The organism is Burkholderia stabilis, assembly GCF_001742165.1.
In the GTDB taxonomy this organism is placed as follows: domain Bacteria; phylum Pseudomonadota; class Gammaproteobacteria; order Burkholderiales; family Burkholderiaceae; genus Burkholderia; species Burkholderia stabilis.
The window spans coordinates 1,045,055-1,067,254 of sequence record NZ_CP016443.1; the positions used below are offsets into that span (position 1 = coordinate 1,045,055).

General features: G+C 66.8%; 19 protein-coding genes. 9 read left to right on the forward strand and 10 right to left on the reverse strand.

The features are described 5' to 3' along the window. The first annotated feature begins 94 nt into the window (after window positions 1-94). The 4 genes from BBJ41_RS22690 to BBJ41_RS22705 all read left to right on the forward strand — a co-directional run bounded on the left by BBJ41_RS22690 (window position 95) and on the right by BBJ41_RS22705 (window position 7,015). On the forward strand, window positions 95-994 hold the full coding sequence (locus BBJ41_RS22690) for an urea transporter (protein WP_069748535.1): 900 nt from the start codon (window positions 95-97) through the stop codon (window positions 992-994). Beyond that, the gene (locus tag BBJ41_RS22695; RefSeq protein ID WP_069748536.1) at window positions 969-1,745 is read left to right on the forward strand and encodes a class II aldolase/adducin family protein; all 777 of its coding nucleotides are present in this window, start codon (window positions 969-971) and stop codon (window positions 1,743-1,745) included. Before BBJ41_RS22690 ends, BBJ41_RS22695 begins: the two co-directional genes overlap by 26 nt. A 51-nt stretch (window positions 1,746-1,796) precedes the next feature. Next, window positions 1,797-1,985: a 4-oxalocrotonate tautomerase gene (locus BBJ41_RS22700; RefSeq protein ID WP_011354745.1), complete on the forward strand. Its 189-nt coding sequence runs from the start codon at window positions 1,797-1,799 to the stop codon at window positions 1,983-1,985. Window positions 1,986-2,173: 188 nt separating this feature from the next. Then, window positions 2,174-7,015, forward strand: coding sequence for an NAD-glutamate dehydrogenase (locus tag BBJ41_RS22705; RefSeq protein WP_069748537.1), 4,842 nt, complete (start codon window positions 2,174-2,176; stop codon window positions 7,013-7,015). A gap of 74 nt (window positions 7,016-7,089) precedes the next feature. Here BBJ41_RS22705 and BBJ41_RS22710 read toward each other — a convergent pair whose 3' ends face one another. The 6 genes from BBJ41_RS22710 to BBJ41_RS22735 all read right to left on the reverse strand — a co-directional run bounded on the left by BBJ41_RS22710 (window position 7,090) and on the right by BBJ41_RS22735 (window position 12,094). After that, complete coding sequence (locus tag BBJ41_RS22710; RefSeq protein ID WP_069748538.1) at window positions 7,090-7,950, reverse strand: class I SAM-dependent methyltransferase; 861 nt, start codon at window positions 7,948-7,950, stop codon at window positions 7,090-7,092. 7 nt (window positions 7,951-7,957) lie between these two features. Further along, complete coding sequence (locus BBJ41_RS22715; protein WP_069748539.1) at window positions 7,958-8,308, reverse strand: VOC family protein; 351 nt, start codon at window positions 8,306-8,308, stop codon at window positions 7,958-7,960. Window position 8,309: 1 nt separating this feature from the next. Further along, window positions 8,310-8,486 (reverse strand): ribbon-helix-helix protein, CopG family, encoded by a 177-nt coding sequence (locus BBJ41_RS22720; protein ID WP_069748540.1) that lies wholly within the window; start codon window positions 8,484-8,486, stop codon window positions 8,310-8,312. Between the two features lie 131 nt (window positions 8,487-8,617). Then, window positions 8,618-9,448: an arylamine N-acetyltransferase family protein gene (locus BBJ41_RS22725; protein WP_069748541.1), complete on the reverse strand. Its 831-nt coding sequence runs from the start codon at window positions 9,446-9,448 to the stop codon at window positions 8,618-8,620. A 123-nt stretch (window positions 9,449-9,571) separates the two neighbouring features. Beyond that, on the reverse strand, window positions 9,572-10,258 hold the full coding sequence (locus BBJ41_RS22730) for a hypothetical protein (protein ID WP_069748542.1): 687 nt from the start codon (window positions 10,256-10,258) through the stop codon (window positions 9,572-9,574). Window positions 10,259-10,609: 351 nt separating this feature from the next. Further along, window positions 10,610-12,094 (reverse strand): amidase, encoded by a 1,485-nt coding sequence (locus BBJ41_RS22735; protein ID WP_069748543.1) that lies wholly within the window; start codon window positions 12,092-12,094, stop codon window positions 10,610-10,612. 339 nt (window positions 12,095-12,433) lie between these two features. Between BBJ41_RS22735 and BBJ41_RS22740 the strand changes: the two genes are divergently transcribed. From BBJ41_RS22740 to BBJ41_RS22750, 3 genes are all read left to right on the forward strand, one after another. After that, a complete protein-coding gene (locus BBJ41_RS22740; RefSeq protein ID WP_006412423.1) occupies window positions 12,434-13,426 on the forward strand; it encodes an IS5-like element ISBmu2 family transposase in 993 nt (330 codons plus the stop codon). A 251-nt stretch (window positions 13,427-13,677) separates the two neighbouring features. Continuing rightward, on the forward strand, window positions 13,678-14,112 hold the full coding sequence (locus BBJ41_RS22745) for a universal stress protein (protein WP_069748544.1): 435 nt from the start codon (window positions 13,678-13,680) through the stop codon (window positions 14,110-14,112). Between the two features lie 618 nt (window positions 14,113-14,730). Further along, window positions 14,731-14,979: an adhesin gene (locus tag BBJ41_RS22750; RefSeq protein ID WP_069748545.1), complete on the forward strand. Its 249-nt coding sequence runs from the start codon at window positions 14,731-14,733 to the stop codon at window positions 14,977-14,979. Window positions 14,980-15,047: 68 nt separating this feature from the next. Here the strand turns inward: BBJ41_RS22750 and BBJ41_RS22755 are convergent, their stop codons facing one another. Continuing rightward, complete coding sequence (locus BBJ41_RS22755) at window positions 15,048-16,430, reverse strand: lysozyme inhibitor LprI family protein (RefSeq protein ID WP_069750327.1); 1,383 nt, start codon at window positions 16,428-16,430, stop codon at window positions 15,048-15,050. Between the two features lie 232 nt (window positions 16,431-16,662). On the opposite strand from BBJ41_RS22755, the gene BBJ41_RS22760 reads away from it, so the two are divergent. After that, window positions 16,663-17,136: a nuclear transport factor 2 family protein gene (locus BBJ41_RS22760; RefSeq protein WP_069748546.1), complete on the forward strand. Its 474-nt coding sequence runs from the start codon at window positions 16,663-16,665 to the stop codon at window positions 17,134-17,136. A gap of 11 nt (window positions 17,137-17,147) precedes the next feature. On the opposite strand, the gene BBJ41_RS22765 is transcribed toward BBJ41_RS22760, so the two are convergent. After that, window positions 17,148-17,912, reverse strand: a complete 765-nt coding sequence (locus tag BBJ41_RS22765; RefSeq protein ID WP_069748547.1) for a BPL-N domain-containing protein — start codon at window positions 17,910-17,912, stop codon at window positions 17,148-17,150. 587 nt (window positions 17,913-18,499) lie between these two features. Between BBJ41_RS22765 and acnB the strand changes: the two genes are divergently transcribed. Further along, window positions 18,500-21,085 carry a bifunctional aconitate hydratase 2/2-methylisocitrate dehydratase gene (acnB, locus tag BBJ41_RS22770; RefSeq protein ID WP_069748548.1) on the forward strand — a complete coding sequence of 862 codons (2,586 nt, stop codon included), beginning with the start codon at window positions 18,500-18,502 and terminating at the stop codon, window positions 21,083-21,085. Window positions 21,086-21,169: 84 nt separating this feature from the next. Here the strand turns inward: acnB and BBJ41_RS22775 are convergent, their stop codons facing one another. Together BBJ41_RS22775 and BBJ41_RS22780 are read right to left on the reverse strand one after the other, a co-directional pair. Continuing rightward, the gene (locus tag BBJ41_RS22775; RefSeq protein ID WP_069748549.1) at window positions 21,170-21,583 is read right to left on the reverse strand and encodes a PPC domain-containing DNA-binding protein; all 414 of its coding nucleotides are present in this window, start codon (window positions 21,581-21,583) and stop codon (window positions 21,170-21,172) included. A gap of 84 nt (window positions 21,584-21,667) precedes the next feature. Continuing rightward, window positions 21,668-22,051 (reverse strand): hypothetical protein, encoded by a 384-nt coding sequence (locus BBJ41_RS22780; RefSeq protein ID WP_069748550.1) that lies wholly within the window; start codon window positions 22,049-22,051, stop codon window positions 21,668-21,670. Between the last annotated feature and the right edge of the window lie 149 nt (window positions 22,052-22,200).

Below are 22,200 nucleotides of genomic sequence, written 5' to 3' on the forward strand. Positions count from 1 at the left end.
GGCACCGCACACAAATCCTGACTATCCAGAATTCCCTATTCCGGTGCATGGCATTGTGTCCTATGCTCGCGGCTCGTCCTGTTCCGCCGCCATCATGCCTACCGCCCGCCCCGCTTCGCCATCGATCGACCTGCGCATCCTGCTGCGCGGCATCGGGCAGATCGTACTGCAGGCGAATGCGTTCACCGGCGCGATGCTGCTCGCCGCGCTGGCGCTGACCGACTTGCGGCTCGCCTGCGCAGCGCTGGTCGGCTCGGCCGCCGCCAGCATGACCGCCGTACTGACGGGCGCGGAGCGCCGCGACATCGAACAGGGGCTGCACGGCTTCAACGGCGCGCTCGCCGCGCTGGTCGCGGTGCTGTTCGCGCCCCATCCGCTCGCCGCGCTCGCGCTGGTGCCGCTGGCCGCGATCGGTGCGGCGCTCGTGCAGCGCGCGATGCGCGCGCCGCTGGCCCGCTGGCGCCAGTGCCCGTATTCGAGCCCGTGTCTCGCCGTCACCGCGCTGTGGCTGCCGTTTGTCGCGCTGCAGCATGCAACCGGTGCGATGGCTGGCGCGGCGTTGACGCTTTCATTCTCATCGAGCGGCATCGCGCTGCTCTCGGGCGTCGCCCAGACCACTTTCGCGCAAGGCGCGTGGGCCGGCGCACTGATCGTCGGCGGCATCGCGGCCGCGTCGCGCCGCGCGGCGGCGTTCGCATTCTGCGGCGCGGTCGTGTCGACCGTGCTGCTGCTCGCGCTCGGCGCGAACGGCACATCGTTCGCCGACGGCCTGCTCGGCTTCAACGGCGCGCTGGCCGCGCTCGCGCTGATGCCGCGCGGCGCGCGCGCCGCATTCGCGGCGGCCGCACTCGCCGCGCTGATCCAGTGGCTTGCGATGCGCGCGGACATCACCGTGCTCACCGCGCCGTTCGCGCTCGCATCGTGGATCACGGTGGCCGTCTCGCGCCGCTTCACTCTCGGAGAACCCGATGTCGTCATTCGCACACCGTCCTGATGCCGTGAAGCCCGGCGGCCCGATCTCGGACGCCGAACGCCGCCTGCGTGTCGATCTCGCCGCCGCCTATCGGCTCGTCGCGCTGAACGGCTGGGACGACCTGATCTACACGCATCTTTCCGCGACCGTGCCCGGCGAGCCCGGCCATTTCCTGATCAATCCGTTCGGCCTCACGTTCGACGAGGTGCGCGCATCGAATCTCGTAAAGATCGACCTGGCCGGCAACCGGATCGGCGACAGCGAATACGCGGTCAACGTGACGGGCTTCGCGCTGCATGCGGCCGTGCACGCCGCGCGCGCCGATGCCGTCTGCGTGATGCATCTGCACAATACGGCCGGCATCGCCGTGTCGATCCAGCGCGACGGGCTGCTGCCCGCATCGCAGCACGCGCTGCGGTTCCACGGCGACCTCGCGTACCACGACTACGAGGCACTCGCGTTCTCGCCGGCCGAGGGCGCGCGGCTGACGTCGAGCCTCGGCGCGAAATCCGCGATGCTGCTGCGCAATCACGGCACGCTGACGGTCGGGCGCACCGTTGCCGAAGCCTATGTGCTGATGGATACGCTGATCAAGGCGTGCGATATCCAGGTGCGCGCGCAGGCAGGCGGCGGCCCGCTCGTGCTGCCCGATCCGGCCGTCGCCGATCGCACGGCCGAACAACTGCGCGACGGCGGCGCGATCGAGGGCGAACTGGAATGGCCGGCGCTGTTGCGCCGGCTCGACCGGATCGATCCGTCGTATCGCGACTGACGTCGCCCCCTCACATCACCGAATCGTTCAACCTCAACCGGAGCATTTGTCATGCCGACTTTCAATATCCAGCTGTTCGAAGGCCGCACCGTCGACCAGAAGCGCGAATTCGTCGAGGCGATCACGCGCGTCACGTGCGAGACGCTCGGCTGCGCGCCGGGCTCGGTCGACATCATCCTGACCGACGTGAAGAAAGAGAACTGGGCGACGGCCGGGAAGCTGTGGAGCGACGAGCGCTGAGCGTCACCACCGGCGTCGCCTCAGCGCCGCCTGCATCGCTCTGATGTATCGCCTGCGGCGCCTGCACGACGACGCTGCAGGCGACCTCCTTCCTCGTTTCCCGTTGTGCGCCCGCACATCGCTTTGTCACGCAATCGGCGCATAATGCCGGACAGACGCAGCAGCCAATGGCCACCCGGGAGACCGCCATGGAAGCGAAGAACGAGGAAGTCGTCGCACACCTGCTCTCCGACGTCGTCGAATTCGCGCGAGGGCGCCTGCCCGAAGCCACGTTCCGGATCGTCGAACCTTTCCTGCGTCATTACTACGATTTCGTCGACGCCGACGATCTGCAGAATCGCAGCATCGCCGATCTGTACGGCGCCGCCATGGCGCACTGGCAAACCGCCCAGAAATTCGTGCCCGGCAGCGAACGGCTGCGCGTGTACAACCCGATCCTCGAACAGCACGGCTGGCATTCCGATCACACGGTCATCGAGATCGTCAACGACGACATGCCGTTCCTCGTCGACTCGGTGACGATGGCCGTCAACCGCCTCGGGCTCGCGCTGCATTCGGCGCTGCACCCGGTGTTCCGCATCTGGCGCGGCGCGGGCGGCGGCATCGAGCGCGTCGACGCGGGCGGTGCAACGCCCGGCGACGGCCAGTCGCAACTCGCGTCGTTCATCCATTTCGAAGTCGATCGCTGCGGCGACGCCGCGCTGCTCGACACGCTGCGCGAGGACATCGCGCGCGTGCTCGGCGACGTGCGCGCGTCGGTCGAGGACTGGCCGAAGATCGTCGACATCGCCCGCGCGACGATCAAGGAGATGAAGGCGCGCGAATCGACCGCGGAAGACATCGAGGCGCGCGCGTTCCTCGAATGGATGGCCGCCGATCACTTCACGTTCCTCGGCCACCGCGACTACGCGCTCGTGTCGGACGGCACCGGCTTCGGCCTGCGCGGCATCGAAGGGACGGGCCTCGGCATCCTGCGCGAATCGCTGCGCACATCCGGTGCGCCCGACGTCACGCCGCTGCCGCAGGCCGCCGCCGACATCATCATGGGCGCGTGGCCGATCTTCCTGACCAAGGCCAATTCGCGCGCGACCGTGCACCGCCCCGGCTATCTCGACTACGTCGGCGTGAAACTCGTCGGCGCGGACGGCAAAGTCACCGGCGAGCGCCGCTTCATCGGGCTCTACACGTCGACCGCGTACATGGTGTCGAGCGCCGAGATCCCGATCGTGCGCCGCAAGTGCGCGAACATCGTGCGGCGCGCCGGTTTCCTGCCGAAGGGGCATCTCGGCAAATCGCTCGTGACGGTGCTCGAAACCTATCCGCGCGACGAGCTGTTCCAGGCCGACGAAGATCAGCTCTACGACATCGCGCTCGGCATCCTGCGGCTGCAGGAACACCAGCGCACGCGCCTGTTCGTGCGCCGCGACCGGTTCGACCGCTTCGTGTCGTGCCTCGTGTTCGTGCCGCGCGACAAGTACAACACCGACCTGCGCCGGCGCATCGCGAAGCTGCTCGTCGATGCGTACAACGGCGTGAACGTCGAATTCACGCCGCTGCTGTCGGAATCGGCGATCGCGCGTATTCATTTCGTCGTACATGCGGAGCCGGGCACGATGCCCGACGTCGATACGCGCGAGCTCGAAACGCGGCTCGTGCAGGTCACGCGCCGCTGGCAGGACGATCTCGCCGACGCGCTGCTCGACGCGTTCGGCGAAGAGCAAGGCAACCGGCTGCTGCAACGCTATGCCGACTCGTTCCCGGCCGGCTATCGCGACGACTACCCGGCGCGCACGGCCGTGCGCGACATCGAGCTGATCGAGCGCGTGAAGGATTCCGGCCAGCTCGCGATGAACCTGTACCGCCCGATCGAGGCCGAGGCGCGCGCGTTCCGCTTCAAGGTGTATCGCGCGGGCGACCCGATCGCGCTGTCACGCAGCCTGCCGATGCTCGAGCATCTCGGCGTGCGCGTGGATGAAGAACGGCCGTACCGGATCCAGACGCAGGATGCCATGCATGCGTGGGTACACGACTTCGGGCTCGAACTCGCCGACGATACCGAGTTCGACATCGAGCGCGTGAAGGGCCTGTTCGAGGATGCGTTCGACCGGATCTGGAGCGGCCGCATCGAGAACGACGACTTCAACCGCCTCGTGCTGCGCGCCCAGTTGAGCGCGCGCGAAGTGACGATCCTGCGCGCGTATGCGAAATACCTGCGGCAGGTCGGCTCGACGTTCAGCGACGCGTACATCGAACGCGCGCTGACCGGCAATCCGGCGATCGCGCGGCAGCTCGTCGAGCTGTTCCTGCTGCGCTTCGATCCAGCCACCGGCGACACGCGCGACGTGCAGGCCGAACGGCTGCTGAAGTCGATCGAAAGTGCGCTCGACCAGGTGCCGAACCTCGACGAGGACCGCATCCTGCGCCAGTTCCTCGGCGTGATCAATGCGACCGAACGCACGAACTACTTCCTGCACGACGCGAACGGCGAACCAAAGCCCTACCTGTCGTTCAAGTTCAATCCGGCGAAAGTGCCGGGCCTGCCCGAACCGAAGCCGATGTTCGAGATCTGGGTGTATTCGCCGCGTGTCGAGGGCGTGCACCTGCGCGGCGGGCGCGTCGCGCGCGGCGGCCTGCGCTGGTCGGATCGCCGCGAGGATTTCCGCACCGAGGTTCTCGGGCTGATGAAGGCGCAGATGGTGAAGAACGTCGTGATCGTGCCGGTCGGCTCGAAAGGCGGCTTCGTCGTGAAGAACCCGCCGCCGCCGAGCGATCGCGAAGCGTGGATGCGCGAAGGCATCGCGTGCTACCAGACGTTCCTGCGCGGCCTGCTCGACCTGACCGACAACCTCGTCAGCAACGCGATCGTGCCGCCGCCCGACGTCGTGCGCCACGACCCCGACGATCCGTATCTCGTCGTCGCCGCCGACAAGGGCACAGCCACCTTCTCCGACTATGCGAACGCGATCTCGCACGAATACGGCTTCTGGCTCGACGATGCGTTCGCGTCCGGCGGCTCGGTCGGCTACGACCACAAGAAGATGGCGATCACCGCGCGCGGCGCATGGGAATCGGTGAAGCGGCACTTCCGCGAGATGGGCATCGACACGCAGACGACCGATTTCACGGTGGTCGGCGTCGGCGACATGTCGGGCGACGTGTTCGGCAACGGGATGCTGCTGTCGCCGCACATCCGGCTCGTCGCCGCGTTCGATCACCGGCACGTGTTCCTCGATCCGAACCCCGACCCCGCGACGAGCTTCGCGGAGCGTGAACGCATGTTCGCGCTCGAACGCTCGAGCTGGGCCGACTACGATCCGGCCGCGATCTCGGCGGGCGGCGGCGTGTACCCGCGCAGCGCGAAGACGATCCCGCTGTCGCCGGCCGTGCAGGCCGCGCTCGGCATCGACGCGCACGCGCTGCCGCCGACCGAGCTGATCCGCGCGATCCTGCAGGCGCCGGTCGACCTGTTGTACAACGGCGGCATCGGCACCTACGTGAAAGCCGCGCGCGAAACGCATCTGCAAGTGGGCGACCGCGCGAACGACGCGGTGCGCGTGAACGGCGCGGAGCTGCGCTGCAAGGTCGTCGGCGAAGGCGGCAACCTCGGCTGCACGCAGTTCGGCCGCATCGAGTTCGCGCAGCGCGGCGGCCGCATCAACACCGACGCGATCGACAACTCGGCCGGCGTCGATTGTTCGGATCACGAAGTCAACATCAAGATCCTGCTCGGGCTCGTCGTCTCCGACGGCGAGATGACCGAGAAGCAGCGCAACGCGCTGCTCGCGGAGATGACCGACGAAGTCGGGCTGCTCGTGCTGCGCGACAACTACTACCAGACGCAGGCGCTGTCGATCGCCGGCCGCTACGGCGTCGAGCTGCTCGACGCCGAGGCGCGCCTGATGCGCTGGCTCGAACGCGCGGGCCGCCTGAGCCGCGTGATCGAATTCCTGCCGACCGACGACGAGATCGCCGAACGGCAAGCCGCGAAGCTCGGCCTCACGTCGCCGGAGCGCGCGGTGCTGCTCGCATACAGCAAGATGTGGCTCTACGACGCGCTGCTCGAATCCGACGTGCCCGAGGATCCGCTGGTTGCCGCGATGCTCGTCGACTACTTCCCGAAGCCGCTGCAGCAACGCTTCAGCGAGCCGATGGGCCGCCATCCGCTGCGCCGCGAGATTCTCGCGACGCACCTGACCAACGCGCTCGTGAACCGCGTCGGCGCCGCGTTCGTGCACCGGCTGATGGAGGAAACCGACGCGAAGCCGGGCGACATCGTGCGCGCGTGCATCATGGCGCGCGACGTGTTCGATCTCGATGCGGTGTGGCGCGACATCGACGCGCTCGACAACCGCGTGGCCGACGACGTGCAGGCGCGCATGTTCGTCGACGTCGCGCGGCTGCTGGAACGCGCGGCGCTGTGGTTCCTGCGGCATCTGCAGTCCGGCGCGGTGGCCGACGGCGGCGTCGCCGAGTTGATCGCGCGGTGCCGGGACGCGGCGCAAAGGCTCGCGCCGCAGTTGCCGTCGCTGCTGCCGGCCGACGATCTCGAGGCGCTGTCCGAGCGGCAGCGCGTGCTGGTCGAAGCCGGCGTCGACAGCGCGCTCGCGGTGCGCGCCGCGAGCGGCGACATCTCGGCCGCGCTGCTCGACATCGCCGAAGTGGCCGCGACCTGCAACCGCAGCCTCGAACTCGTCGCGGGCGTCTACTTCTCGCTCGGCACGCTGCTCAACTACGGATGGATCGGCGAACGCGCAGCGACGCTGCCGACGCCGACGCACTGGGACATGCTCGCGCGCGCGGCCGCGCTCGCGGAAGTCGCGCGCCTCAAGCGCACGCTCGCGACGAGCGCACTCGCTGAATCGCCGGATTCGACCACGCCGGAGACGATCGTCGGCGCATGGCGCGAGCGCCGCGAAGCTGCGCTCGCCCGCTACGAGCACCTGCTCGCGGATTTGCGCGCATCGGGCGGCGCAAGCCTCGCGGTGCTGCTCGTGATCGTGCGGGAAATGGCCGTGCTCGAACGCGCGTGACGGCGCGGCCGGACGCCGGCGGCTTTGCGTCGCCGGCCCGGTGTGCGTACGTCCCTGCTTTCACGCCTGCGACGCTAGATCGTCGCGACCAGCAGTTCCTCTGCGTTGTTCGGCGGCCTGAGGCCGTCCGTGCGATCGGCGAAATAGCGGCGCGTCAGCTCGGCGGCCGGTATGTGCTCGGTTTTCGTGAAACCGGCTTCCATCGCGAGCGCCTGGATCTGCGCCGGCATGAAGAAGCTGATGAACGGCGTGCCGCTTGCGCGCGCGCCCTTCGCGGCCATCTCCAGCCCCGGGCGCACGTCCGGGTCCGCATGTTCCAGCGGCAGCAGGAACGTCATCGCGAGCGTCGAGCCCGGCGCGAGCGACGCGACTTCACGCAGCGCGGCCGCGTTCGCTTCGCGCGTCAGATACATGCTGACGCCAGTGGACACCACGACCGCCGGCTTGCCGGCATCGAAGCCCGCGCCGACGAGCGCATCGCGCCACGACTGCTTCGCCTCGAAATCGACCGGCACGAAACGCAGCCAGTCGGGCACGCCGAAGCCGAGCTCGACCAGACGGCGGCGCTTCCATGCCTGCGGCGCCGGCGGATCGACTTCGAAGACGGTCACGCGCGACGCCATGTCGGGCCGGCGCTGCACGAAGCTGTCGAGACCGGCGCCGAGGATCACGTACTGGCTCACGCCGCGCGCGGCCTGCCCGACCACGAGATCCTCGATGAAGCGCGCCCGCGCGACGATCGACGCGCGGAACGGCCGCGTGAACTGCGGGTCCATGTCGCCACGCTGCTGCCAGCCCGGCGCCGGCGCGAGCAGTTGAAGCCCGACTTCGTCGGCAAGCACGTGCGGCGGCGCGTCGAGTTCGACGTGCAGCGCGCGCCACAGTGCGACGCGCGCGGCCGTGCTGTCGGGTGCATCTTCGCGGGTATCGGTCATGTCGGCCTCACGCGCCCTGCTTGCCCGGCGCCTGCAAGCGCCACACGCGGCCGTCCGGATCGCGTACGGTCATGTCGCGCGTGCCCCAGTGCGTGTCCTCGAACGGCGTGACGACATCGACGATCGGCTGCGGCCGCACCGCCTGCTCGTCGGGCACCTTGAGCACGACCTGCATGTCGGGCGTCTCGCCCGGCGGGACTTCGGCGATGAACAGATACGGGCCGTCGCCGCTGCGCAACTGGCCCGAGTGGTGATCGGTTTCGAATTCCAGCGTGAAGCCCAGCGCCTGGAAGAACTTCGCCGACTTGCCCCAGTTGTGCGTCGTCAGGAACACGGCTTCGATTCGCTCGGATGACATGTCACTCCTCCTTCGTGGACGGCCCCTCGCCCGACGGCGGAACGGCCAGGTACGCGCGCAGCGCTTCGGCCACCAGCGCGGACAGCGATTGCTCCGTTTCGATGGCGCGATGCTTGACCTGCCGGATCAGGCCCAGCGGCAGGTACACGTTGAACTGCTTCACTTCTTCATCGGTCATGATGGCTAGTATGCTAGCAATCTAGCAAAAGTCAAACATGCATGCGGCCGGGATGGACGACCCGATCGGGTGCGGGCCGTGGGCAGGCCGTGGGCAGGCCGCGTGCCCGAATCGTGCGTGCGTGTTCGGCGTTACTTCCCGGCGCGCGCCGCCAGCCGCGCAAACAGCGCGTCGAGATCGAATCCCGCCGTATTGATGCCGATCGTGTCGCGCAGGCACGCGCCCCACGCGGCCGCATCGTCGAACGTGACGGTGCGCCCGGCGCCCGTCGCGTCGCGCAGCGTCAGCGCGGTGTTGAGCAGCGCCGCGCGACCGTCCGGCAGCACGCGGCACGCGATCAGGTCGTTCACGAAGATCGACTCGGGATACGTCGACGTGAACCAGTTCGCGGCGTCGTAATCGATCCACTCGGCCGGTTTCAGCGAGAAGCGATAGGTGGTCTGCCAGCCGTCGGGGATCTCGAACTGCATGTCGAATTCGCCGTCGACCGGTGCGTGGATCACGCGAAACGCGCCGTGCGGCGTCAGTTGCCGCTCGTCCGGCACGAAACGCAACGGCGCGGTCAGCGTCGCGCTGCCGAAGCCGATGTCGGCGAGCCAGGCCGCGCCGTCGAGATCGATGCGCAGCAGCATGTGCGTCTGCGCGGTGACGATCTCGGGCGGCCGCATCCAGCGCACGCGTGCGATCAGCGGCGTCACGCGAAAACCGATCGTCGTGAGCGCGGTGTAAAAGAGCTTGTTGAGTTCGAAGCAGTAGCCACCGCGGCGGCGCCCGATCACCTTGTCGACGATCGCGGGCAGGTCGAGCGCGACGCGCGCGCCGGTCAGCGGATTGAGGTTTTCGAACGGAATCGCCTGCGGGTGCAGCAGATGCAGCCGGCGCAGCACGTCGAGCGTCGGCTCGGCCGGGCCGTCATAGCCGATGCGGGAGAAATAGCGCGAGAGGTCGAACGAGTCAGTCATGAACCTGCACCGATAAAAGGGACACGCCACGATAGCATCGCGCGAAACCCCCATGTTGTGCGGGGTGATGGTTCGTCGTCGCGCGCGATGCCGGCACCGCATCGCGCACGCTCCCGCGCGACGTTACGGCAGCAGCTTCAGCGCGGACGACGCAACCGACGGCACCGAAATGCCCTGGCTCGTCGCGAACTGCACGGCCTGGCTGAGCGTCGCCGCGAGCGACTGCAACTGGCCCGGCGCGCTTTGCGCGATATACGACGCAGCCTGCATGTTCTGCGGATTCAGCCCCGACTGCAGCAGCGACGCGGCACTCGTCGACCCGAGATTGCCGAGCCCCGATTGCAGTTGCGAATACTGCGTGAGCCCCTGCCCGAGCGACGCGAGACCGTTGCTGAACGCCTGCTTGTCGATCGGGCCGTGCGTCGCGCCGCCGCTCGCGAAAGCCTGGCCGAGCGCCTGCGACACCGACTGTTGCGCGCCGCCCATCTGCGACAGCGCGGCCGGCGTCAGCGCATTGCCGCCGCTCAGCTGGCCCGCGGCCTGCTGCGCCTGCCCGGCCGCGCCGGTCAGCCCCATCGCCGACGCGAGCGCCGATTGGCCGGTCAGCACTTGCTGGTTCGCCCCGACGTAGGCCTGCAGCAGTTGCGCGACGCCGCCCTGCGCGGGCGCCGCCTGCTGTTGCCCGCCGCCGAGCAGCGACGCGCCGATCGACTGCAGATCGAGCTGTGCGTGCGCGGCACCGCTCACCAGGATGCCGAACGCGATGCCTGCCGAGGCCAGATGCCGGCCCGTCGCGCGAATGTGCTTCATGTGTTTCCCTCGTGCCCGAATGGTTGAGCCCGATATTGTCGAAGCGCGTCGCGCGCCGCCGCAACGACTGAAACACATCGAAACGAAATCACGCCGCGCGGCGGCTTGCAATTCGGCCGCGACTGCAGCCCGTCATGCGCATTCGCCCGCGTTTGCGGTGCGATATCGGACAGGCGCCGGGATTCGTTCTCCGGTTGCATCAATGCACGCGGTTTCGGGGCTTCGGGGCTTCGGGGCTTCGGGGCTTCGCAAGCGGTGAGACAACACGCGCCGCCGTCGTCGAGCAACAAGCTCGCACGTGTCGATGCCCAAACAAAACGGGCGGCATGCCGCCGCCCGCCTGCCGCGGCGTTACGCGGCCATCCAGGCCGGCAGCCGCCGGCCGACCCAGTCGGCCGCCTGCTCGTAACCGCGTGCGAGCTGCAGCACGTCGAGATCGGCACGCGGGCGCCCGATCAGCTGCATCCCCATCGGCAGCCCCGCGTCGTTGAAACCGACCGGCACGCTGATCACCGGGCAGCCGGCCAGCGTCCATGGCACGACCGTTTCCATCCAGCGGTGATAAGTGTCCATCGCGCGGCCCGCGATCTCCTTCGGCCAGCGCTGGTCGACGTCGAACGGGAACACCTGGGCAGTCGGCGCCGCGATGAAATCGTAGCGGTCGAAGAAGCTCAGCACGGCCTGATGCCAGGCCGTGCGCTCGACGCTCGCGTCGAACACCGCGTCGCCCTGCATCGCGAGCAGCCCCTCGATCTCGTAGATCGCCTCGGGCTTCAGCAGCGCGCGGCGGGCCGGATCACGGTAATGCGCGAGCAGCCCGCCGCCGGACAGCAGGTGCCGGTGCGCGAGCCACAGGCGCCAGATGCGATCAGGCGCGAACGCGGGCAGCGCGGCATCGACGTCGCAGCCGATCTCGCGCAGCGTCGCCAGCCCCTGTTCGCACTGCGCGAGCACGCCGGCCTCGGTCGCGAGATAGCCGTTCCAGTCGCCGACCCACGCGATGCGCTTGCCGCGCAGGTCTGCTTCGAGCGGTTGCGCGAACACGGCCGGATCGTCGGCGAGCGACAGCGGATCGTTCCGGTCGTAGCCGGCCTGGATCGCGAGCAGTTGCGCGACGTCGCCGACCGTGCGGCCCATCGGCCCCTCGATGCCGAGCTGCTGGATGAACACGTCGACGCCCGGCCAGCGCGGCACGCGCCCCTGCGACGGCCGGAAGCCGTAGATGTTGCAGAACGCGGCCGGATTGCGCAGCGAACCGCCGAAATCGCTGCCGTCCGCCACCGGCAGCATCCGCGACGCGAGCGCCGCCGCCGTGCCGCCGCTGCTGCCGCCCGCGCTCTTCGTCAGGTCGTACGGGTTGCGCGTCGCGCCATATACCTCGTTGAACGTGTGCGAGCCGAGCCCGAACTCGGGCGTGTTGGTCTTGCCGATGAAGATCGCGCCGGCCGCGCGCATCCGCGCGACGCCCACGGAATCGGCCTGCGGCACGTGCTCACGGAAGATCGGCGAGCCGTAGGTCGTCCGGAGCCCCTTCGTCATCGCCAGATCCTTCGGCGCCTGCGGCATCCCGTGCATCCAGCCGTGGTACTCGCCGCGCGCCAGCGCGGCATCCTTTTCCGCGGCTTCGGCGAGCAACGTATCGCGCTCGCGCAGCGCGACGATCGCGTTGACCGCGCCGTTCACGCGCTCGACGTGGTCGAGATACGCGCGCATCGTCTCGACGCACGAGACCGCCTTGCTGCGGATCGCCGACGCGAGCTCGCCTGCCGACAGGCGCACGATCGGATCGACGGAAATGGAAGCGGGAGCGAGAAGCTGCGGGGCGCCGTGCGGCATTCGGGGTCTCCTGAAATCTGAATGAATGGCAGGCCGCGTGGCGGCGGCGGCCGCTCCCGAACCGGCCGGGAGGGGCCGCGCTGCGGCCGATGCACTACTCTACGCGACGCCGGATCGGCAACCTCCGATATTTTCCGTCACGATTCATTGCGGATTCGACTGAATCGCGGCGACGGGTATCGGACCTCGTGCGCCGCCTCGGTGGATGAAATCGTTTATGCGCATAAACTTAAATTTCTTATATTTCTATTAGGGAAACGCTGATTTATTCGGCTCGGCGGTCATCGCAGACGTAGCCGAGGACGTTTAGAAGACAGCTCACGGAACGGACCCACGACGATGAAGAGGCAGATCGGCTTCGCGGAAGCGGAAATTGCAGGCAAGAAGCGAGTGACGAGGCGCCAACGCTTCCTGGAAGAGATGGAGAAGGTCGTTCCGTGGCAGCGCTTGCTGTCGGCCATCGAACCGCACTATCCGAAGGGCACGCGAGGTCGCCCGCCGATTGGCCTTGAGCGGATGCTGCGAATCTACTTCGTGCAACAGTGGTACGGACTGTCGGACGAAGGACTGGAAGACGCGCTGTATGACAGCATCACGCTGCGAGCCTTCGCCGGCATCGATCTGGCGATCGAGAACGTGCCTGATGCAACCACGCTGTTGAAGTTCCGGCGCCTGCTGATCGAACACGAACTGACACGGAAGTTGTTCGACGAGATTGGCATCTCGCTGTGCGAGCGTGGGCTGATGATGAAGGAAGGCACGCTGGTTGACGCGACGATCATTGAAGCGCCGCCGTCGACCAAGAATGCCGGGAAGAGCCGTGACCCGGAAATGCATCAAACGAAGAAGGGCAACGAATGGCACTTTGGCATGAAAGCCCACATTGGCGTCGACGCCGACTCGGGCCTGATTCACAGTGTGGTTGGCACGGCGGCCAACGTGTCGGATGTATCGCAAGCTCATGCCCTGCTGCACGGGCATGAAGAGCAGGTGTTCGCCGACGCGGGCTACATTGGCGTCGACAAGCGCGAGGAAATGGCGGGCAAGGCCGTGAAGTGGCACGTCGCTGCCAGGCGGGGAAAGATCAAGGCGATGCAAGAAGGAGCGCTGAAGGACCTGGTGATCGCGCTCGAGCGAACCAAGGCGCAGATCCGTTCGCGGGTTGAGCATCCGTTTCATATCGTCAAGAATCTGTTTCAGCATCGCAAGACCCGATACAAGGGCTTGGCCAAGAACACCGCGCAACTGTTCAGCCTGTTCGCTCTGGCGAATCTGGTGATTGCGCGAAATCTGTTGCGATCGGTCCATGGGAGCAGTCCGTCATGCGTATGAAAAATGCGAGCAGGGGAGGCTCGCTTACGCGCCAAATTCACTGAATTGAGCGCCGATTCGCTTCGTCATCCAGAAAATTTGAAGCCATCTCGCCTGCAACTTCGGAAGTTGGTCCATTGATCAGCGTTTCCTTAGGCGCGACACGAGGCGGCGTGCGTTAACGACATTTTTACGCGGCCGCCCGGTCTCTTTAGATCGCTCGGCCCGGCGGCGCGCTACGCTGGAATCATCTCGTTCCCTGGACAACGTTCATGCTCAAGCTGCTGGTTCCGGTCGGTCACTCGCCCCGCTCGCTGCAGGCGGTGCGCCACGCGACATTCCTGTATCGCGAACGGTGCGCGTCGGAGATCGTGCTGATCAACGTTCAGGCGCCGCTCGAATCGACGCGGCTCGAGGCCTATCACCCGCTGTCGCGGCTGCGCTCGATCGAGGAGAAGTTCGCGTCCGACGATCTGGCCATGGCGGAGCGGATTCTACGGGAAGTCGGCGTCAAGTACAGCGTCGTGATGAAGGTCGGCCCGGTGGCCGATACGATCGCGGCAGCGGCGGCCGAAAACGGATGCGACGAAATCGTGGTCGTCGCGCCGAGGCACGATCCGCTTCATGCGCTGCTGTCGGTGTTTCGCCGCAGCGTGATGGGCCGGCTGGTGCGGATTTCGAACGTGCCGGTGACGGCCGTGCAATGACTGGCGTGCAGCGCGGCCGCGTTCTCATGACGGCCGCGAACTTGCGCCGGCGACGGATGCACGATCAACGCGGCACGTATGCGCGTTGCGCGCAGCATGCGCAACGCTCGTCACGCAGCGCTTATTCGATGACCTTGCGCCAGAACACGAAATAAGCAGCAGCCGAGGACGCAACCAGCAAGATTGCCCACATCGGGGCGAGACTGATCAACACGGAAGATACGTTAAGCATTTGGATTCCTCACTATTTCGATAGCGATATTCGACACGCGCCTGCTTGCCGGAACCGATGCATTCACCCGTCATCGCGTTCCGTCAAATCATGCATTCATGCTATCGCTTCGAACGGCAGCGCAACCGTCGTCGCCCGCCCGCACCCTGACATTCGTCAAACTCGCGCGAATCACGCGCCGGCCGCGCTGAAATCCGTCGCGCGATTGCCGCGCTGCGCACCCCTCCTCTCGTCTGCCGACAGCCCCTTCCTTTTGCACGTGAAACCCGAAAAACAGGACGGGATCACGCGCGCCCGCCACCGTTTTCAGCAGACGTTTACCGGGGGAACCCCCAAGTGCTTCGCCAAACGTGTCCGCGTACGCTTGGGTGACGAGGAGACGAACCATGAGACGAGCCGTACATATCGCTGTTTTCGCGCTGCTGGCGTATCTCATTGCCGATCGCGCGATCCTGCATGCGCAGGGCCGCGACGCCAGCCCGCTGGCGTGCGAGCAAGGCGCCGCGCAGGTGAAGGCCGACGCGCTCGGCCGGGGCTTCGGCGAGGCCGCCGCCGGCAGCCAGAGCGAGGCGTTCATGTCGGGCTGCCTGGTGACCGGGCGCGGCAACCAGGACGTCGCGATGGCGAACCGTTGACGCGAATCCGGTGACGCTCCGCTCGCGTTCAGGCGGAAACGCCTGAACCGAAGCCGCGCGCGTTCGCATCAATTCCCGCTGTTCACCGTCACTTTCCCGATCGACGTTGCAACGGATGTCACGGTCCGGACGCCGTTCACGTCGAATGTCTGCACGTGGTCCGTATCGCCGCCGGGAATGCGTATCGACATCTGCGCCATCAGGCCATTCTTGCCGTAATCGCCGAACCAGTCGACCAGCCGGCCGATATGGCACGTGCCGCCGACATGCACCGGCATGTCGCCGACGATCTCGTACGCGTAGTGGCCGGGCCCGTAGTTCATGTAGTCGCTGCGAGCATCGCCTTGCACCGAAGGCGGAATCGGGCACAGCGGCTTGTCGGAGCCCGCATCGCGCGCGGTGCTGTCGCTCACCTCGCGCAGCGCCCGTTCGAGTGCGGCATGCAGCTTGCCGTCAAGCACCGTTGAACCGGCCTTGCCCTCGTCGTGCTGCTCGATCGGCACCGACAGGCGGTAACGATAATGCACCGTCAGTTGCGGCACCTGGTCGACGATGGTGAACGGCCGCAGCAGGTAGAACGCGTCCACGCCGTAGTGGCTGTCGCGATAAAGGGCATAAACGCGCCCGCGCAAGCGAATCCATTCGGCCGCCTGATTCGCGCCGCGGCCATTCGTCGTGTACAGGCTGCGGTCGATCGCTTCGTTCGAATTGCCGGGCACGTCGAACTTGCCGCCGGTGCGGCGCATGACGTCGACCGACGACCACAACCCGGTTCCGTTCGCCGCCGTTTCGACGACCAGGTCGCGCTGCCCGTCGCCATCGAGATCGATCAGCGTGTAGAAGGCGCCCATCGCGGTGTCGTCGACGTCGATGCGCGATGCCTTCAACGCCTTCCATTCGTCGGCCGTCACACCGTCGGGCCGGGTCGTCGGAAAAACCGCCCCCTGCCCGTCGCCGGATTCGCTGGAAAAGCGGGTGACGCCGGCCTTGATCCGCAACCGTTCGATCACTGTCCCGACCGGTGAGATCGAATCCGTTTTGCGCGCCTGATCGACGAGCGTACGCAAATCGTCGAGCGCGGCCTGGTCTTCGCCGTCGGGGTGATACGCGAGCACCGTGGCCAGCCGCGATTGCAGTTCGCCGATCCGCGACAGATAACGCTGCTCGATACAACCGTGATCCGCGCCGCATTGATCGCGGGTCTTCAGCCAGCCGAGCTGGTCGGTGCGCAACGCGGCGCGCTGCCCTTGCGGCAACGCATCGGACAGCTTCCGGTAAAAGGCCGACAGCCTGCCGTCGTCCAGATGGAGGTCGTTCGACGCACAGACGGCCTTTTCCGTCGCGCTGCTTGCCTGCGCGCAGTCGAGCCCTGCCGCGAAGGTTGGTGACGCATGGGCCAGCAACACCAGCAACAAGGTGCGCCGCAACGGCGCTTCAACGCGGAATTTCATGGGCGGTTTCTCGACAATCGACGTGCGTGACAAGGCCGGGGCGTTGCCGGCCTCCAGCGCGCGATTGTCCATCAATCGGACGGCCGGCGGAACAGCCGGGAAACACCGGCGCACGTGATCGCGCCCATCGCGGACAGCGCATTTGATTTCCGATACAGTGGCTTGCCCGGCAACCGGCAACCGGCCGCACGTCGAGACCCCGCTTCATCTGCAACGACAAGCCAATCAAAAGATGAGCCATCCGAACACCGAGTTGATCCAGCGTTTTTACACCGCCTTCCAGCAGCGCGACATCGACGCGATGCTCGCCTGTTATGCCGACGACATCGTCTTCAGCGATCCCGCGTTCGGCGAACTGCGCGGCGATCTCGCGCGCGACATGTGGCGCATGCTGGTCGCGCGTGCGCAGGAATTTTCGCTGACGTTCGGCGAGGTCGACGCGGATGAACAGGCCGGCCGCGCGCAGTGGGTCGCGCGCTACCGGTTCACCGCCACCGGCCGCATGGTGGTCAACCGGATCGACGCGCGGTTCCGGTTTCGCGACGGGCTCATCGTCGAGCATCGCGACAGCTTCGACTTGTGGCGCTGGGCACGCCAGGCGCTCGGGCTGAAGGGAGCCCTGCTCGGCTGGACGCCGTTCGTGCAACGCGCCATCCGCGCGCAGGCGCGCAAGAATCTCGACGCGTACCGGGCCAAACGGAAATAACGCACGCGCCGTTATGGCTTCATCGTCGCGTGGATCAGGTCATGAGCCATGTCCGGCGAAACGCCGTCCGGGTTCGTGAGACGGTACTGGCGATACCAGCTTTCATCGGCCTCGGGATGCGGGCCGACGAGCCCGACGCGCCCTTTGCCGAAGCGGTACGTCGCGGCCGCGATGTCGTGGTTCGGATAAGTCGCCAGCACGACACCGCCGGAACCGGCCTGGACGGCCGGAAGCATCGCGCCGTCCTGGAAGTAGATCCAGCGCTTTTTCCCGCGCCATACGACCGGTGTCACGGTGTCCGCGATGCCGTGAAGCGTCGAGCCCGGCCGGTCGACCTCGGAGTCGATCTCGCCGGCAACCAGCCCAAAACCCTGCTCGCCCGCCAGATACGCGCCCATGCAGATGCCGAGATATCGCCCGCCGTTCGACACGTATCGCCGCACGGCCTGGATCGAACGCCGCCCGATGCTCGCTGCCGCACCGGGGATGTCCTGCCCGCCGCCGGGCTGGACGTATAAAGCGGCGCCGGCCAGGGCCGCAGGCGTGATCTTGAGCTTCTCGGCCGGCCCGACGTAGATCACCCGAAACCTGTAATCCGATTCCCGCAGGCGCGCGGCGATCGCTTCGGGGCAGCCATCGCACGCTGCCGGGCCGCGATAGACCAGCGCGACGGGCTGGCTGGCCGCGCCCTGCGTCTCGTCGCCGGTCGCGGCCGCATGAACGGCCGCCGACGCGACGAGTGACGCCATCAGGAAAAGCCAATGTCTGGATCGCATGTTCTTGCTCGACGGAATTGAAGGTATCGCGGACGTTCAGGGTGAGCCGACAGGCGCATGCCGATCCTCGCCCCGCCTGTTTGAAACCTGATTGCAAGCCGCGCGAAAAGGAGCGTAGACGCGCGGAAGCAACGCGTGTGTACCGTTTCTTGTGTGCTTGTGCAGATATGTGCGGCACCGGAAACCGGAATCGGGTTCGAGCCCTTCAGTCGCCACCGCGCACGGCCCGCTGCCGTTCCACATGACGAAAGTCGGACCCGGCAGGGCCGACCTGCCGTCAGCGGACGCGCCCGAATCGCGACCAGGCCGCCAGCCGCGGATCGCCCCATCCTTCCGGCGACGGCAAGAACCGCCCGGAACACCTTGCCGGCAAAGGCGCCCGGACATCCCGCCAGACTTCGCCGGAACGAACCGGCGCGCCGTACCGCCGCGCCCGCCCGGTTCACGCGCGCCAACTCTTATATAAGACATAAGACATTTGACGTTACAGAGCATTGAGATTAGAATCCCGCTCAAAGCAGTGCCTGGAACAGCCTCGGAGTGCCGGAAAGGCCTTCCCCTCAAACGCCATATCAGCAGGTCTCCCCATGCTTGAAAACTTTCGTGCTCACGTGGCCGCCCGCGCCGCGCTCGGTATTCCCCCGCTGCCGTTGACGGCCCAGCAAACCGCCGAACTGGTGGAACTGCTGGCGAATCCGCCCGCCGGCGAAGAGCAAACGCTGCTCGAACTGATCACCTACCGCGTGCCGGCCGGCGTCGACGAAGCCGCCCGCGTGAAGGCCGGCTTCCTGGCCGCCGTGGCCAAGGGCGAGACGGTCAGCCCGCTGATCTCGCGCGAGCGCGCCACCGAACTGCTCGGCACGATGCTCGGCGGCTACAACATCCAGCCGCTGATCGAGCTGCTGTCCGACGAAGCAGTCGCGGCCGTCGCCGCCGACGCGCTGAAGAAAACCCTGCTGATGTTCGACCAGTTCCATGACGTGAAGGAACTCGCCGACAAGGGCAACGCGCACGCGAAGGCCGTGCTGCAAAGCTGGGCCGACGCCGAATGGTTCACGAGCCGTCCGGAAGTGCCGCAAAGCCTGACCGTCACGGTCTTCAAGGTCACGGGCGAAACCAACACCGACGATCTGTCGCCGGCGCCGGACGCCACCACCCGCCCGGACATCCCGATGCACGCGCTGGCGATGCTGAAGAACGCGCGCCCCGGCATCACGCCGGAAGAAGACGGCAAGCGCGGCCCGGTCAAGTTCATCGAATCGCTGAAGGAAAAGGGTCACCTGGTCGCCTACGTGGGCGACGTGGTCGGCACCGGCTCCTCGCGCAAGTCGGCCACCAACTCGGTGCTGTGGTTCACCGGCGAAGACATCCCGTTCGTGCCGAACAAGCGTTTCGGCGGCGTGTGCCTCGGCGGCAAGATCGCCCCGATCTTCTACAACACGATGGAAGACGCCGGCGCGCTGCCGATCGAGCTCGACGTGTCGCAGATGGAAATGGGCGACGTGGTCGAACTGCGCCCGTATGACGGCAAGGCGCTGAAGAACGGCGAAGTGATCGCCGAATTCCAGGTCAAGTCCGACGTGCTGTTCGACGAAGTGCGCGCCGGCGGCCGCATTCCGCTGATCATCGGCCGCGGCCTGACCGCGAAGGCGCGCGAAGCGCTGGGCCTCGCGCCGTCGACGCTGTTCCGCCTGCCGCACCAGCCGGCCGACAGCGGCAAGGGCTTCTCGCTCGCGCAGAAGATGGTCGGCCGCGCATGCGGTCTGCCGGAAGGCCAGGGCGTGCGCCCGGGCACGTACTGCGAACCGAAGATGACCTCGGTCGGCTCGCAGGACACCACGGGCCCGATGACCCGCGACGAACTGAAGGATCTCGCGTGCCTCGGCTTCTCGGCCGATCTCGTGATGCAGTCGTTCTGCCACACCGCCGCTTATCCGAAGCCGGTCGACGTGAAGACGCACCAGACGCTGCCGAACTTCATCAGCACGCGCGGCGGTATCGCACTGCGCCCGGGCGACGGCGTGATCCACTCGTGGCTGAACCGCATGCTGCTGCCCGACACCGTCGGCACCGGCGGCGATTCGCACACGCGCTTCCCGATCGGCATCAGCTTCCCGGCAGGCTCGGGCCTGGTCGCCTTCGCGGCCGCCACCGGCACGATGCCGCTGGACATGCCGGAATCGGTGCTGGTCCGCTTCAAGGGCAAGATGCAACCGGGCGTCACGCTGCGTGACCTCGTCAACGCAATTCCGCTGTACGCGATCAAGCAAGGCATGCTGACGGTCGCCAAGCAAGGCAAGAAGAACATCTTCTCGGGCCGCATTCTCGAAATCGAAGGCCTGCCCGACCTGAAGGTCGAGCAAGCGTTCGAGCTGTCGGATGCGTCCGCCGAGCGTTCGGCCGCCGGTTGCTCGGTGCACCTGAACAAGGAACCGATCATCGAGTACCTGAACAGCAACATCACGCTGCTGAAGTGGATGATCGCGCAGGGCTACCAGGATCCGCGCAGCCTGCAGCGCCGTATCGCAGCGATGGAGCAGTGGCTGGCCGACCCGCAACTGCTGTCGCCGGACGCCGACGCCGAGTACGCGGCCGTCATCGAGATCGACCTCGCCGACATCCACGAGCCGATCGTCGCATGCCCGAACGACCCTGACGACGTGAAGACGCTGTCCGACGTGGCCGGCGCGAAGATCGACGAAGTGTTCATCGGCTCGTGCATGACCAACATCGGCCACTTCCGTGCCGCGTCGAAGCTGCTGGAAGGCAAGCGCGACATTCCGGTCAAGCTGTGGGTCGCGCCGCCGACCAAGATGGACCAGAAGCAGCTGACCGAAGAAGGTCACTACGGCGTGTTCGGCACGGCCGGCGCGCGTACCGAAATGCCGGGCTGCTCGCTGTGCATGGGTAACCAGGCACAGGTGCGCGAAGGCGCGACGGTCATGTCGACGTCGACCCGCAACTTCCCGAACCGCCTGGGCAAGAACACGAACGTGTACCTCGGCTCGGCGGAACTGGCGGCGATCTGCTCGCGTCTGGGCAAGATCCCGACCAAGGAAGAGTACATGGCCGACATGGGCGTGCTCACGGCCAACGGCGACAAGATCTACAAGTACATGAACTTCGACCAGATCGAAGACTTCAAGGAAGTGGCCGACACCGTGCAGCTGTAAGCACGCGGTCGGGTTGCGGCGGGCGGTTGCCGCCGCAGCGCCACGCAATGGCGTCGCAGGCTCAATGCCCGCGGCGCCATTTTTTTATGCGCTGTCGCCACCCGGTGCGCGGCGGATCACCAGTTCGTTGAAGCCGGTGCCCGCGTCGGGTTCGCGCGAGAAACGATGGGCGGGAAGCAGCGCGAGCAGGATCTCGGCGGTCGTACGCACCACGCAACCGCTCGCGACATGGCCGCCCGACACGCGCCCGCATGCGTCGGAAACGGCCATGTGCAGGTGCGCGCCGTCCGGCGAGACCGAGCCGGCCAACGTCAGGATTTCGAGGTCGCCGCGCAGTTCGGTGGGCTGGTCGATGCCGGCAAAACGCAACTGCGCGACGCTCAGGCTGCCGATGCCCTGGATCACGAACGCCGCGTGAGCGCCATGCGAACGCAACGCGGCCTCGATGGCACCGCGCAGATCTTCGCCGGGGGAAAGACGCAGAGGATGGGCTTGCATGGTCGATCCTTTTCGTGGGCAGGTGTGCTGGCCAAGGGTAAGTTTGCGCCGGCAATCCGGCAAGACCGACCGTCGATCGGCCGCTCAGAGGTCGAGCCGCAGACACTCGAATTCGACCGCGCCATCGCATGGCAGCTCGCCCGCGTCGATCACGAAACCGACCACGTCGATCAACCCCTGCTCCCGGTCGACGACCTGCCCGCATCCGCGGTAGCCGTACGGGTTCGCGGTTTTCCCGATCCATTGCCGGCTGGCCGCCCGCTTGGCATCGTCGGGCCAATCGGCAAGACAGGCCGCGCGTACATCGCAATCGATCGCCGACACCGGCGTTCGTACGATGTCGTTCACGCGCGCCGTGCCGCCGAACGAGAACACCGTGATCTCGTGCTCACCGCAGCGTAGCGTCACCTCCGCGCATTCGCTGCCGGCGGAATAGGCTGCGACGCGGGTTACCACGATCTGTTTCATGTCGTTGCTCCATGCTCTGTGCCGCCGCCGGACCGGCGTTATACGGATGCGCTCCGCAAGTCGTCGCCTGATCCGGTCTTGACGCGCAAGCATACCTCCAGCGATTCGCGCCCGTCCTCCCGCACGCACCGGCTAGGCACGCGAATGCG